The organism is Levilactobacillus yonginensis (assembly GCF_003946265.1).
GTDB lineage: Bacteria > Bacillota > Bacilli > Lactobacillales > Lactobacillaceae > Levilactobacillus > Levilactobacillus yonginensis.
Genome location: NZ_RHNO01000008.1, coordinates 1 through 15,166 on the forward strand (window position 1 = coordinate 1; position 15,166 = coordinate 15,166).

General features: G+C 48.7%; 10 protein-coding genes. 2 read left to right on the forward strand and 8 right to left on the reverse strand.

What is annotated here, in order from left to right:
* Window positions 1–262 precede the first annotated feature (262 nt).
* The 3 genes from EKM87_RS05560 to EKM87_RS05570 form a co-directional block, all read right to left on the reverse strand.
* Window positions 263–1,414, reverse strand: a complete 1,152-nt coding sequence (locus EKM87_RS05560) for an ATP-grasp domain-containing protein (RefSeq protein WP_191988564.1) — start codon at window positions 1,412–1,414, stop codon at window positions 263–265.
* Between the two features lie 106 nt (window positions 1,415–1,520).
* Window positions 1,521–2,096, reverse strand: a complete 576-nt coding sequence (locus EKM87_RS05565) for a xanthine phosphoribosyltransferase (RefSeq protein WP_125682717.1) — start codon at window positions 2,094–2,096, stop codon at window positions 1,521–1,523.
* Between the two features lie 89 nt (window positions 2,097–2,185).
* Window positions 2,186–3,094 carry a 1,4-dihydroxy-2-naphthoate polyprenyltransferase gene (locus EKM87_RS05570; protein WP_125682719.1) on the reverse strand — a complete coding sequence of 303 codons (909 nt, stop codon included), beginning with the start codon at window positions 3,092–3,094 and terminating at the stop codon, window positions 2,186–2,188.
* 105 nt (window positions 3,095–3,199) lie between these two features.
* Between EKM87_RS05570 and EKM87_RS05575 the strand changes: the two genes are divergently transcribed.
* The gene (locus EKM87_RS05575; protein ID WP_125682721.1) at window positions 3,200–4,177 is read left to right on the forward strand and encodes a polyprenyl synthetase family protein; all 978 of its coding nucleotides are present in this window, start codon (window positions 3,200–3,202) and stop codon (window positions 4,175–4,177) included.
* A gap of 1,450 nt (window positions 4,178–5,627) precedes the next feature.
* Here EKM87_RS05575 and cydC read toward each other — a convergent pair.
* The 4 genes from cydC to EKM87_RS05595 all read right to left on the reverse strand — a co-directional run bounded on the left by cydC (window position 5,628) and on the right by EKM87_RS05595 (window position 11,833).
* Window positions 5,628–7,364, reverse strand: coding sequence for a thiol reductant ABC exporter subunit CydC (gene cydC, locus EKM87_RS05580; protein WP_125682723.1), 1,737 nt, complete (start codon window positions 7,362–7,364; stop codon window positions 5,628–5,630).
* On the reverse strand, window positions 7,361–9,094 hold the full coding sequence (cydD, locus tag EKM87_RS05585; RefSeq protein WP_125682726.1) for a thiol reductant ABC exporter subunit CydD: 1,734 nt from the start codon (window positions 9,092–9,094) through the stop codon (window positions 7,361–7,363). Before cydD ends, cydC begins: the two co-directional genes overlap by 4 nt.
* A 281-nt stretch (window positions 9,095–9,375) precedes the next feature.
* Window positions 9,376–10,386: a cytochrome d ubiquinol oxidase subunit II gene (gene cydB, locus EKM87_RS05590; protein WP_125682728.1), complete on the reverse strand. Its 1,011-nt coding sequence runs from the start codon at window positions 10,384–10,386 to the stop codon at window positions 9,376–9,378.
* Window positions 10,379–11,833: a cytochrome ubiquinol oxidase subunit I gene (locus EKM87_RS05595; protein ID WP_125682730.1), complete on the reverse strand. Its 1,455-nt coding sequence runs from the start codon at window positions 11,831–11,833 to the stop codon at window positions 10,379–10,381. The genes cydB and EKM87_RS05595 overlap by 8 nt, the downstream gene beginning before the upstream one ends.
* A gap of 287 nt (window positions 11,834–12,120) precedes the next feature.
* On the opposite strand from EKM87_RS05595, the gene EKM87_RS05600 reads away from it, so the two are divergent.
* The gene (locus EKM87_RS05600; protein ID WP_125682732.1) at window positions 12,121–13,071 is read left to right on the forward strand and encodes an NAD(P)-dependent oxidoreductase; all 951 of its coding nucleotides are present in this window, start codon (window positions 12,121–12,123) and stop codon (window positions 13,069–13,071) included.
* A gap of 630 nt (window positions 13,072–13,701) precedes the next feature.
* On the opposite strand, the gene EKM87_RS05605 is transcribed toward EKM87_RS05600, so the two are convergent.
* On the reverse strand, window positions 13,702–15,153 hold the full coding sequence (locus EKM87_RS05605; RefSeq protein WP_225428403.1) for a lipopolysaccharide biosynthesis protein: 1,452 nt from the start codon (window positions 15,151–15,153) through the stop codon (window positions 13,702–13,704).
* Window positions 15,154–15,166: the final 13 nt, after the last annotated feature.

Sequence of the window (15,166 nt, forward strand, 5' to 3'; positions counted from 1 at the left end):
TTCCTCAGTGAGATACTGTTTAGTGTACACAAAATTTCGAAACATTTTTATTTACAGAGCTTGACTAAACGTAGGAAAAAGGATTTGAGACAAAAGTCTCAAATCCTTTTAGTGCTCCGAACGTCAATAGCCGAAACGTGCGACCAAAGACAGTCAACTCCGCTTAACCCCGCTAGAGAAATAATCCAAGACCGGGATTATTCGTCTAGCGACGTTAATGCTCATTGACTAACCACCTTTTATCCCACTCTGTCGTGGGAAACTATGCTTGCGTCGGCGCATCATTGGCCGCCGACCAAATTCCCGTATCATCGAGTTGATCTAAAATTAATTTAACGGCACTGCCCTGAACGGCAATGTGCCCCATCACGTCATCGTCTTCTTGGTGACGCAAGTGGTAGAACGTAAAGTGCCAGTTAGGTTTCAACTGCCATTGCGTCCGAACTGCGGATAACTGGGCAGCCGTAAAGGCAACCGTCACTGCCGGCGTCAAGACCTGTGGTTCTGCCAATGGTAAACCAGCGATTGCCCGCAAGTGTTGACTGAACTCATTGACCGTGGCCGAAACTTCAAAGACGTACCCTGCATCACTTGGTGCCGGCACAATCTTTTTCACGTAAATAGCCCCACTGTTGGTCAGGTAGAAGGAGACTTCAAAGACCCCCACGTAGTTCACGTTCTTAGCGACCTCACCGGCAATGCGATGAATTTCACTCGCAACTGCCTGATCCACTTGTGCCGGCATCCACGTTTTGGACGTCCGGTCACCATCGGATTGGACCTCCGTGATTGGGAATGCCTGCTGGTTACCAGCTTGATCACGAGCCACCATGATGGAATACTCACGGTCGTATGCAATTTGGGATTCCAAAATATAGGTTCCCCAATCCAACAATCCCGCCGCCTTGGCAATATCTGTTTGCGTTTTAATGACGAGTTCGCGGCCACGTGACCATTCCTTTTGAATGGGTTTCAACACACACGGATACCCAATGGAGTTGATTGATTGATAAACGTCATCCAAGTTAATAATGGTGGCGTACGGGGCAATATTGACGTTGAGCTGTTCGAAAAAGGCCCGTTCTAGTAACCGGTCTTGCATCATTTCCAGCATGTCACTCCCCTGTGGGATCCGCGTGTACTGTGCCAAAAACTTAATGACATTCGTGCTGACCCGATCAGAGTCGTAGACAATGGCTGCACAACTCTCCGCAAAGTGTTGTAACTTATCCTGGTCCTTGGTAGTCCCAACAGCCTTAAAATCAGCCAGCTGCAAGGCTTCACTCGTTTCATCAGCACCGTATGCGCCTACGCGCAGTCCCATTTTACGAGCCGTTGTTACTAACATGGCGGCGTTGGCACTGTCGCCAATCACCCCAATCGTATCTCCAGGATATAAGACCGTGTTCGTCAATTTACTCCCTACTTTCTTACCTATGATTTCATTTTTAGTCGTTAAATACTGAGTCAGTTCACTATTAGTTTAATGGCTCCGAAACAATTAAACAAGCCACCCGTTACTAATCCTGGGCAAAGACCACCTGACCATCTTCAAATGACGCGATGCTGGCCAGAGCTTCCAATTGAATGCCAGCGTCTTCAACCAGTTGGTGCCCCTTCTGAAAACGTTTCTCAATGACGACTCCCACACCAGCAACCTTGATCTGCGCCGTCTGGGCAATGTCCAAAAGCCCCTGAACGGCTTGGCCATTAGCTAAGAAGTCATCCACGATCAACACGCGATCTTCCTTATCTAGGAAACGCCGATCAATTGAGATGTCATTGTTGACCCGCTTAGTGTATGAATACACCTTTGCCGTGTACAAGTTATCGGTCAGTGTCAGGCTCTTATGCTTACGCGCAAAGATTACCGGAACGCCCATGTGCAGCCCGGCCATAACGGCGGGCGCAATTCCGGAAGACTCAACCGTCAAGATTTTGGTGATGCCAGCGTCCTTAAACCGGTGCGCAAATTCCGCACCTAACTGGTCCATCAGTTGTGGATCAATTTGATGATTCAGGAAGTTATCGACTTTTAACACGTTTCCTGCCAAAACCGTGCCATCTCGGCGAATGCGATCTTCTAAGATTTTCATAGTGTAGCCCGACCTCCATAAAGTGTTTCTTTCATTCTACCTGAACCGACCTTAAAATTACAACGCGACAGCCCGACATTTAGAAATGCTTAACCCAGCCACAGACCTAACCCCTCGGCCAAGGTCGTCGTCAATGCTAAAATTGCCAGGCTACGGACGGCTAGAATGAACGTTTCCTTCTTAACTTGGACCCGAAATAAGCCGCGGATATTCTTCACAACAAGTGGCACGCTGATTAACGCTAACAGGGACCAAGCTGGTAGGTCGCCCACCCAGACGCTCGCAATCAAGCTCAGATAGCCAACAACGTAGAAGCCAGCAAACAGCCATAGTGCGCCCCGTACGCCAAGGTAGTAAACGATGGTCTTCCGATTCAGGGCCAAGTCTTCCTGAGCGTCACAAATGTTATTAGCCAACAATAACGCCGCAATCGCCATAATGGCGATACCTGAAGCTAGGAGCACCCGTCCCATGAGCATCCAGGAAAAATACGGGGTATTATAGAGGTTTAAGTAAACAGTGATTAACATAATCATGTAACCCATGGTAAACCCAGCAAAAAACTCACCGGTTGGTGTCCCAGAAAGTGGCCGGGGTCCCCCAGCGTAGGCGTACCCTACCAAAAAGCAGAAAACGCCCATCAGTAATAAGGGCCAGCCAGTTTTCCACACCAAGTATAGCCCAATCACGCCCGCGACCACCGCTAAGCCGGCCATCAGCATGAATATCCGCCGTACAGACAACTGATGCACCCCAATGATATTCGTGTGTTTTTTCCACTCAGCTGCCTGATTACCCGCCTTGGTATAGTCTTGATAATTATCATTGATATCTACAGCCATATTGAAGAGTAACATGGCAATAAAGAACAGCGCGGTCACTCCCCAATTAACATGTTGGTAATTCGCCTGAACAAAGATCATGCCCAATAAAAAGGGCCAAATTGACGCAATTTTCGCCTTGATTTCAACTAGTTCTAAAAAGATTCCCAGTGTCATACCGTTCCCCCCGTTGTCGATTTCTAAATTGATGATAACCTTTATTTGACAACGTTTCCACTAGTCGGTAAGATAAAATTTAACGCGTACATAGTGAGGTGCAGTATGGATCGACAACTTTGGCGGCAATTCCCACAAGTGGAACCGCAATTGAATGCGCTACAAGATTACTTATTAAAAGCCGTACAACTGGATAACCAACCGATTCACAGCAAGATACTTTCGTTGCTACAATCCGGTGGCAAGTTGTTGCGTCCCGGGTATTTTTACCTATTTTCACAGTTTGGTGACGCTGCTACCCCTGCTGAGTTACAGGCGGGTGCGGCAGCCCTCGAAATTTTACACGTCGGAACTTTGATCCACGACGACGTTATTGACGAGTCCCCGACTCGCCGTGGAGTCCGGACGATCCAGATGAAGTATGGTCAACGTAACGCCATCTACGCGGGCGATTTTATGTTTACCGTCTACTTTAATCAAGTCCTCAAATCAACCGCTGACCGGACCTTAGTGCAGAGTCATATCGACTCAATGCACCGCATCCTGCAGGGTGAGCTCCACCAGATGGATCTAAACTACCGTGAGGATATTACGGTGGCCAAATATCTGGAAGAGGTCGCCGGTAAAACGGCAGAACTCTTTGCGTTGAGCTGTTACCAAGGGGCTAAACTCACCGGAGCCCCCAGTTCAGTCACTGGAGTCGCCCGGGAAATCGGCATTAAGATCGGCTGTGCTTACCAAATGCTCGACGACATTCTCGATTACGCTGGTGACCCCAATAAAACCCGAAAACCCATCCTAGAAGATCTCCGTTCGGGTGTCTATTCATTACCTTTGATTTTGGCAATTCCCCAGGCGCCACGCGATTTTCATCGTTTGCTCAAGAAGAAACACGACATGACCGCAGCGGACATCACCATGGTTCAAACGTTAGTCGCCCAACATGGTGGGGTCGACGCTGCCCGAGCCTTAGCCAGTGATCACACGGCACAGGCGTTGGCGCTGATCCAGCAACTGCCAGCGGGCGATTCCCAAGCAAACTTAGAAAAGCTCACGACCATGTTATTACAGCGAGATCACTAATCAGCCAAACAACCCAAAAGTTAGAAGTTTGAAGGGCGTTATCAACTTAAAATTAGCCTCACCCAGCCACCTGCGGCGGTCAGAGATTCCGCCTGCTGTGGGGAACGCCTGCGGCCTGAAAAGCGGTCCTTCGGCTCGGTTTGAAGCCTGGAAGAACCACCAGACTTCAAACGCGTCCCACGCTGTAAGCCGAAAATCGGCTAACACCGTCGACACAGCTGGCTCCACCTCTGACCGCCTCCGGTTAAACGGGTTCTTGGAAACTAAGCTAGCTTACATGCCTGAATGACAGTACTTACTCAATAGTATTGTCGTTCCACTAGGTAGCTGAGAGTGAGCCAAATTTGGACTCAGCCGTGGGCTCTTCAAGTGAGGGGCAAGACCGTCCTTCCCCCCGCATTCCAGTCTAAATTTTGCGAATGGTAAGGCGGCAAATGTCTGACTAACCCCAGCCCCTTGTTATATCAGTCACAGTGAGTATTTCAGTGCATGCAACCTTTAGTCAAACAACTTATTTAGCGATAGCAATCCCCTAGCGGCCACGGCCACGGCCACGGCCACTAGGGGATTTTTTGGTAGCATTTTCTTTTAGATGTCTAGACAAAACCCTAGGCTTATTTTGGTATACCCAGTTATCTGGTCGGAACGTGCGACAAAAACATTCGCATTTAAATAAAATAGTTACTAAATCAATAAATCACCAATCTTGTTGTTGAGGCATTTAGTAGTGTTTCTGGGCCCTATCCGCTATTATAACGGTGAAAGGATACTGAACATTCCAACTCCCAACACTGACCTTTCAGTATGATCGACACCTCATTCTTCAAGTGATAGACGACTAAACACAAACACATCTTCCTATGCCACAATCGGCATCAGGCTTCCATTCATTAATGTATCCAAACTCTTCATGTTTCAAAACCCATTGGTACGATGTTCAGTATCATTTCACTTTGGCATGTTGCTCCTGATGGTCATCGCCGTTGGGAGCTATTTTTTCGAAAAAAATTAGCCGACAACTAATCGACCAATCGACTAAATCACCTTAAAAAACAGTCGGCCAGATATTGGCTGCTAGCTAGCACTAATCGCGGTGTAAAGCGATTTTCAAGCAATTTGATTGTTTTTTCGACAGTGCTTCAGTAACATAAAAGTATGGATGAGTTTGAGGTGATTCATTCATACTAACCAATCCGCTGTCCTGTGCGGGACAGCAAAAGAAACAGCGAGTATCGTCGGTTTGGAAACGCCGGCGAGCCTCGCTGTTTTTTTAGAATTATGTGTTTAATTGAGTTGAGCTTATCAGCTTGACTGCAACTACGTGGGATACACCTTTGAATAACCGCCATAAAATCCAAATATACTGTGAAAACCCCAGGACGTCTAACCGCAGTCATTTGCAATCTGAGCCGGAGGCGGCCAATTCACACAAGTATGATACTTAATCTGTTTAACGACCACGGTCCAAATCGTACAGAGCTCTGAACCGTGCATTCTTCTTGTAGAGTTCCGCAGGCGTTCCCTGCATATCAAAGTGGCCATCTTCAATGAACCGCACTTGATCAACATGGTTGATACCCGCCAGATGATGCGTCACCCAAATAATCGTCTTATCTTTCAAAACGCTGAACACCGTATCCAGCAAGTGTTGTTCAGTGATCGGGTCCAAACTGACCGTGGGTTCATCCAAGATAATAATGGGCGCATCCTGTAATAGAATGCGAGCCAACGACAACCGTTGGCGTTCCCCGCCGGAGAACCGACTGCCGGCCTCCTGCACCTGGGTCTGATAACCCAATGGCAACCGTGCAATCAAGTCATCCAGTTCCACGGCTTTGACCGCCTGTCGCACGTCTTCGTCCGTGGCATTCAGATTCCCCAACCGCACGTTATTCATCACCGTCGTGTTAAACAAGTAGGGTTGCTGGTCGAGAACACCAAACAGTTGCGCACGCTGTTCCTGCAGTTTTTCAATCGGCTCGCCATTCAAGGTGATTACGCCACTGGTGGGTTGCTCATCGCCTAGCATCAACTTTAACAGCGTACTCTTACCGGTCCCACTGGGGCCTAGGAGTGCTAATTTTTCTCCGGGATGGAGCGTCAATGACAAATCATCGATCACTTGTCGCTCAGCCCCGGGATAGGTAAACTTCACGTGGTCCAGCGTCAGATCCGTTAACGCCCCAATCTTCGTCTGAGCAACCTGTTCCGGAACATTTTCATCCAAGCTGTTGACTCGTTTGATGGAGTCTTGGTAGACGGGCCATTCGCTGACCCCCTGACTCATGCTAGAGAAGGGTTCCACCGTCGGAAATAGAGCTAACCCAAACGCAGCGACCCAGTTGGCTTCTGACTGATTATGGGTAAACATGACGCCCGCCCACCAAACAATCAGAATAACTGCGGCGCCAAAAATGAACTGAATGGCAAAGTTACGCCACCACTGAAAATGATGGTCCGCCCGCCGCAACGTAGCGATTTCATCGATGGGTTGATCCTGCTGTGCCAGAAAGTCTCCCCGCCGACCAGAAATCAGCCAGTCGCCTAAGCCCAAAACTGCGTCAGTCAATTGCGTATAAAAGGTCCGTTGAACCTGCCGCGCTTGGAACTCCCGCCGACCATTGACCGCAACGGAAAGCAACGGCATTACCAAAACGATTACGCCAAGCAATACCAGCATGAGTAGTCCAAAGGCCCAGTTGAAGTAACCAATACCAATGACCACGAACAGATACAACAACCACCCAATTACGAGTGGGAATACGGTCCGCAGATAGAGATTTTCAATGTGATCGATGTCTTCAGCTAAAATACTCAGGACATCCCCCGTTTGGTGCGTTTGCCGAATTGCAACGGCTTGCTTTTCAACCGCCTGATACAGCCGCTTTCGAAAGTCAGAAACAATTCGCAAGACCCAGTTGTGACTAGTTAGCCGTTCAGCGTATCGAAAGGCTGGCCGTCCAATCCCGAAAGCCCGGGCCAAAACAATGGGTACATAAATCATCAAAATGTTGTAAGGGTGCGTCGCCGCCCGTGAAATCAGGTAGCCTGAGTTAAACATCAACGCGCCCCCACAGAAGAACGTCATGAATCCCAGAAATAGGACCAGCGCCAATAACTTTCGGTAGCGGCGAAGGTACGGCATGACCCAGTGATCATTTTTAAACGTTTCAAAGAATCCCTTCATCGTGTCGTCGCCCCTTCCATTTCTGACCGCAACCGTACGTACGCGCCATTTAACTGTTGCAGTTCAGCTGGCGTTCCTTGTTCAACGATTTGACCATGATCCATGACCAAAATGTAATCCATTTCGTTCATCCAATGTAACCGGTGGGTCGCAAAGAAAACCAAGTGGTCGTTAAAGACTGGCATCATCGTCTTTTTTAAGTCAACTTCTGTCTCAATATCCAGGTGCGCCGTCGGTTCATCAAATAACAAGACCCGTCGTGAATCATCCAAGAAGGCCCGGGCCAACGCGATTCGTTGTGCCTGTCCCCCACTAACGCCCCGAGCACCTTCACCAATTTGGGTGGCCAGACCTGCTGGCAACGTGGCAACCCAATCCGTCAAGCCTGCCCGCGCAACTGCCGCACTAACGGCCTCGTCACTCGCATCCGGCGTATAAAAGGTCAGGTTGTCCCGCAAGCTCGCGTGGAACAAATACGGTGCCTGTGGAATATAGACAAAACTTCGCTGCCAGGCCTTTTGATCCAAATGAGGCACCGCAGTCCCCCGCACACTGATTTGGCCCTCTGCGGGGCTGAGAAAGCCGCCTAGGGTATTGATTAACGTCGACTTACCGGAGCCCGATGCCCCAATGATGCCGACCTTTTTATAACCGTGCACGTCAAAGTTAATATCCTTCAGGGTTGCCGCGTCGTCCCCGTAGGCTACGTTCACGTGACTGAAGCTAACGGCATCGTCTGGTTGCCAAACAGGTTCGCGAACCGGTAACAGGTCACGGTCGGCTGGCGTTTCCCGCTGCAAGATGTCTAGCACGGCTGTCAACGCATTCTTCCCGTTCAACGTGGCGTGATAGTCGTTAGCAAAGTTCCGAATTGGTGCAAAGTAATCCGGCGCCAACGTCAAAATAACCAACGCTGGCAATAATTGAATGGTATTATTCATCAGGCCAAAACCTAGGAAGACGGCAATAATCGCAATCGATAGCGTCGTGAAGAAGTCGAGCGCAAAGGTCGACGTCATGGCAATCGTCAACGTTGCCATCGTCTTCTTACGGTAGTCTTCACTCACCTGATAAACGTTATCCGCATACTGTTCATTTAAGCCCAACTGTTTCAAGGTTGGTAGACCCCGTAACGTATCCACGAAGTGATTAGAAAGGCGTTGGTAACCAGCGTACTGCCGGTCGGCCTTAGCCTGCGCCGCAAACCCTAGAATAATCATAAATAGAATAATCAATGGATAAATGGCTAGCAGGAAAAGTGCTTCCTTCCACTGGATGAAAGCTATGTAAATCAACACTAGCCACGGTGTGATCGACAGATCCAAGACCTTGCCAATAATCATCATGAGATAGGTTTGAATCTTGTCGATTCCTTCAAGACCCATGGTCACAACGTTCCCCGTTCCTTCCTGGGCAACCACACTCGGTCCTAGGTCGAACAGTTTTGCCATAAACTGCTTACGTAATTTTTTGGTCGTCTTTTCCACGAATGGATAGAACAGCCAATCCTTCAATAGCGTCAATAAATGCCGGGCTAAAAAGGCCACAGCAAACACTGCCAATGGGAAAACAATCGTTCCCAGTGGCTGTTGCTTCCAGAGCTGGACAATGGCTGTTGCTAGGTACTGCGCTTGAATAATAATCATAATTGCTTGAATCAGCGTTAGGATACCCACCATCAGGGCGGCCGGCTTTACACCTGGAAATTTAAAAACCCGTTGATCAATCACAAAGAAGCCCCCTCGTAACAAGTGATAAAACGAAGTTACCTTAGTTAACGCAACCGGCTGAGCACCGGCCCTTGCTAACTTAAAATAACCCATAACTCATACTGCAATGATAGCATTTTTACCGTTTCTAAGCGCTACCAAACTGCTGATTTACGAAAATGTTTTTGCCAATTTCATGGCTCACGACAGACCAGAGGATCGGCCCCGCCGACAATTATAAAAATCCCCACCACTCCGAAAAGCGGTGAGGATTCGTTAACTTAAATTTTAAGTTGTCGTACCTAGGCGTTCTGCTTTGGTGAAGACAAGCGCTTGTAGAAGACCCAGTAGCTCCAAACGAAGTAGATCAACACGATTGGCAAGATGCTAAACGTGAGAATCGTCATCAGATGCAGTGTGTACGGTGAACTTGATGAATTCTTGATCAGTAACGAGTTGGCCGGATTGTTGGCAATCATGACCCGTGGGAACAAGCCATTGAAAATCAAGACGACCACACTGATTAGCGATAACCCGCTTCCAATGAATGAAAGCCACTCGTGGTTACCTAATACCCCCCAGTAAGCCAGGCAAGTGAAGATTACCAGAGCAACGACGATTGCCGTCGTGCTCAATGGCTTCTTGTCGAAGAAATCGGTTGAGAAATAGAGCAATACAGCGAACAAAACTTCACCCGCAAAGAGAATTGGGTAAACGACCTTGTTCCAAGCCAAGGCCCGATCACGTAAGCTACCTTCCGTTTTTAAACGAATGTAGTTCAACCCGTGGACCAGGCACAGAACGGTTACGGCAACCCCACCGACTAAGGAGAACAAGTTCACGTAGTCGAAGAAGTGGGCACTCATGTCCCCGTTCTTATCAATTGGCATCCCAGCGATCATCGCAGTGAACAGCATCCCAAACAGGAAGGCCGCACAGAAACTCCCAATCGTTGAAGCCCATTCCCAGAAGCTCCGCCAAGTTTCCGTCCGCATGTTGGCCCGGAACTCAAAGGAAACACCCCGGAAAATCAAGGCTGCTAAAATCAGGAATAGAATCAAGTAGAACCCTGAGAAGAGGGTTGCATACCACATTGGGAATGAGGCAAACATGGCACCACCAGCGGTGATCAACCAGACTTCGTTACCATCCCAGTGTGGTCCAATCGAACGAATCACAACGTCACGTTCGGCATCGGTTTTGGCGAAACTCTTGACGAGCATCCCCACCCCGAAGTCGAATCCATCAAGGAAGAAGAACCCGCTGAACAAGACCCCAATTAAGATAAACCAGATGAATTGCAGACTAGTCATGGTTGAACGCCCCCTTTGAGTAAGGATCCAGGTCAGTATCACTGGCTGCGTACCCATCAGTATTCTCATCGTTGTCAGGACCGGCCTTCAAAGTCCGGTGGCAGAGGACAATCATAACGACCCCCATCCCAGCAAACATCAGGAAGTAGATGATGTTTGACGTTAACAGCGAAGCAACGGAGACATTTGGCGATACCGCATCGGCAATCGTTAACAGACCGTAAACAACCCATGGGTAACGGCCAAATTCAGTGATGAACCAACCAGCCGTGTTGACAATAAATGGCAGCCACAGGCACAGTCCCATAATGTAAAGGAACCAACGTTGCTTCATAATTGCTTGCGACTTCTTACGGTTGAAAATCAACCCGACAATTGCTAGCAAGGCAAACAGTGCACCGGCACCAGACATAATCCGGAAGCTCCAGAACAACGTGTTCGTTGGAACGTAATAATTAATATCGCTGCCGTACTTCTTATCGTACTTTGCGTGCATTTCTTTGTTAATGGTATTCATACCTTTGACCGTCCCAGTTGTCTTATGGTAGCTCAACAGGTTGAGGACGTAAGGTACGTCGACTGACCACGTCGTCTTATGGTTCTTCGTATCAAATCCAGAAACAGCCGCCCATTCACCTTTGTTGGTCGAGTCCTTGTAGAGCCCTTCCATTGCGGCAAATTTCATTGGTTGGTTGTTAATTAAGTAACGACTTTGGATATCCCCACTGGCAATTGAACCCAGTGAGAAAATCAAGCCAATGACTAAGGCTACGTTTAATGACTTCCGGTAGAACGTCACGTGATCCTTCTTCAATAAACGCCAAGCAGCACAGCCAGCGATGACGAAGGAAGCGGTAACAAATGCACCGAAAATAACATGTGGGAATTCACTCCACAACTGAGGGTTACTCAGGACAGCCCCAAAGCTGACCATTTGAACGTGACCCGTTTGTTGATTGATGATGTAACCCAATGGGTTTTGCATAAAACTGTTAGCTGCCAGAATCCACAGTGCAGAAAGTGAAGACCCGAACATTACCAACCAAATAAAGAGTGTGTGGACCCATTTGTTGAACCGGTCCCAGGTAAACATCCACATCCCAATGAAGGTGGATTCCATGAAGAAGGCTGCCAGGGCTTCAATGGCTAATGGTGCACCGAAGATGTCCCCCATAAACCGTGAGTATTCCGACCAGTTCATCCCGAATTGGAATTCTTGAATAATCCCGGTAACCACCCCAACGGCGAAGCTATACAGGAACATTTTGCCCCAGAACTGGGCCATCTTCTTGTAATCCTCATCACCCTTGATGGCGTACATGGTTTCCATGACGGCAACGACGAAGGCTAACCCAATTGAAAATGGAACGAAGAAGAAGTGAAAGACAGTCGTCATTCCAAATTGAAATCGTGCTAGGCCTAAGATATCCAGACCAAGATTTAACATTTTTCTAACCCCCCCAAACGTTATTAGTATAAATAAATAATTGCTATCCTGAACCTATTATATCGAGTGATAAGTCAATTATCAATGGTTAGGCGCCAATCTCCGTAAAGTTAATAGAATATATTAGTAATTTGTGTGCAACTTGGTTGTTGACACTGGTAACACATTTGCCAATGTGTGCTACTCAAGTAAGCGATTTCTGCCGTTCTGATAAGGTTTTTAGGAAAAAATGCACAAACTCGTGCTAAAATAAAGGAGACGCAGAACGTCTAAGGAGGTTTTTGATCATGAAAGAACGGATACTTGCCTTTCAACATTTATCACCAGAACAAACGGAACAGCTGACTAGCATGGGGGTTGATGTCGTGCCCGCCGACCAGTGGGACACTGCTACGGACATCAGCATCGTCTTTGGCTGGAGCACGGAACACGGCCTCGCCGTCTTACAAGATCCGCACAACAACGTGCACTGGATTCAAACCGTCAGTGCCGGGGTAGACTACCTTCCCTTGGACTGGATCACCGCGCACAACATCCAACTGACGAATGCCAGTGGTGCTTTCTCAGCGGCGATCGCGGAATCAACGATTGGCTACCTGCTCTACTTTCTGCGGGACTTCAACGAAGCCGTCAAGAACCAAGCCGGTCACTTCTGGCAACGGCCACTACGTAGTGAAATGGCGACGCTGGCCTCCCAAAAAGTGGTTATCTACGGGACTGGCAGCATTGGTCAACACATCGCTGAACTACTAAATGGCTTCGGGAATTACCCATTTGGCGTTAACCGGTCAGGCCATGGCGTTTCTGGTTTCCAAGGGACTGTGGCGATGAAGGATGACGCAGACCTCGTTAAAGACGCTGACATCATCATCAATGCGATGCCAGCTACGCCTAGCACGGTCCACTACTTCAATACGGACTTCTTTGATAAGCTAAATGGCACCCGGGTCTTTGTCAACGTTGGTCGTGGCAAATCTGTCGACGAACAGGCACTGATGCACGCCTTGCTCTACCAAAAGGTGTTGAACGCTGGCCTCGACGTCTTCGAAACTGAACCGCTGCCAAAGGATTCTAAACTGTGGGACTACCCAAACGTTTTGATTACGCCTCATCAAACCAGCTTTGCTGGTGCTGAAAACATCCGGGCTATCTTTGGTTACTTCAAAGATAACTTGGCCAGTTGGACGCAAGATGGCAAACTCACCGTCAACCTGACCGACCCTAGCCGTGGCTACTAATTGGTCAGCAACTTAATGTAATTAAATGAAAAACCCCCACGCGATAATTTGGTCGCGTGGGGGTTTCGTTATCTCTGCTAAAGGTTGAAAACACTAAAACACCCACTATGCCTGATACAACGAGGGTTGGGATTTACTCAAACATAGTGGGAAATTGCTGCCTTACCGTTCGCCAAATTTGGACTGGAACGCGGTGGGAAGGACGGGACAAGCCAAAAGGCGGTCTTGCCCCTCGCTTGAAGCCGTAAAGGCACGTCTTCAAGTCGCCATTTTCAAGAAAAGCACTTGAAAATCCCACGGCTGAGTCCAAATTTGGCTCACTCTCGGCTAGCTAGTGGCGTGCTAATAATATTGCGTAAGTGCTGTCATTCAGGCAGTTAAGCTAGCTTAGTTCCATGAACCCGTTTAACCGCAGGCGGTCAAAGATGGAGCCAGCTGTGTCGACGGTGTTAGCCGATTCTCGGCTTACAGTGTGGGACGTGTTTGGAGACTGGTGGTTTTCCAGGCTTCAAGCCGAGCCAAAGGACCGTTTTTCAGGCCGGAGGCGTTCCCCACAGCAGGTGAAATCTCTGACAGCCGCAGGTGGCTGACGGACACAAACCACTAATCTTTTTAAATTTACTGAATTCTTCACTCCGCCGCTTTATCCCCTTGTCTCACCGCAATCAGGTCACGAACCGTCGCCATCAATCGACGCCGAGTTAAGCAGAGCGCCAGCATGCCAATGCCAATCAACCCGTACCGAACCAACGGCCAGTGATAGCTAGCTAGAAATAACAGCCCCACGCTCATAAAAATGCCAATGATCAGTAATAGCGGCCGCGGCTGATAGACCCGCACGCCTGCCAGTCGATCACGACAGATACGCCGCATTAGTAGATAGTGGCCTAGCGCGTACGCGACGTAGCAGATTAAAGTCGTGTACCCCGCCGCATAGAACCCCAGCCGTGGGATCAACCAAAAGTTCAGGCCCAGGTTCAACCCGGCACCAGCAATGGTAGCTACCGTCACGAATAACGTTTTCTCATAGTAAAGTTCAAATACCACGAAAAAATTATAGAGAAAAGCGAAAAACACACTCATCGTAATTGGTGGCATGACCCAGATTGCCTGTAAATAAGCGGCTGGCGCAAAGATAGCCACTAGTTCCGGCGCAAAAGCAATGAACCCAATGTTAATTGCCGCAATCATCCCTAACGCAGGCAAAGCAACTCGTGAAATATCCCCCGCTCGTCCCGCTTTTATCTTCTGATACATCCAGGGCTCCAACGTCTGTAGCAGCACATCGTTAAAAAGGGTCGTTAACATCGAGATTGCACTGGCCAGTGTGTAAATCCCCGCTACCCCGGCACCCAACATCTTATCGATCATGATGCGGTCCGAACTAAACAACACTGCCTGTGAGAGAAAATGTGGTAGTAACGGTACATTGAAGCAGATGGCGTACTTCCAAAATCTAGTGGAGAAGAACCGCCGTCCTCGTCTCATTTGAATAAAGAAGAAGCCCACGTACGCAATCAGTTGGACCAACGCCAACCCCACGATTCGCGCTGTCACCTTGTCCTGAGCGTGGACCACTAACCAGATACCCACCACTGGCTGACTAACGGTCACCAGCAACGTCATCGCCACCAATCGTCGGTAGCGGTAGGCCACGCGTTGCGCTACCGACCAAAAGTTAAACGCCGCACCGGCCCAAATAATCACCAACATGGCCAACACCTGCACCGTTGGCAGACCGAGCAGTTGATTCACCTGCGTCCTGAATAGCAGATAGCCGGCGGTCCACCCGCCAGCCAAAACGACCGTCAGTCCCTGCATGGAAGAGGAAAAAGTCGCTTGTTCCCGGTCAAATTTTACCAACCCCTGCATGTACACACCGGCGTAAAGATTCAGCGACACCAGAATAGTCACCACGTTTAGCCAGGAATTGAAGACACTAAATTGCCCGTACTCCTGCGGGGTCAGCAGGCGCGTAAAGATGGGGGTCGTCAGGACTGACAACCCCCGCTGAACAAACGCACAAATCAGAAACCAAAAGGAGGCCCGCACCTGGACTGGTAGCTGCTTATATTTTGTCATCAACTTTCTCATA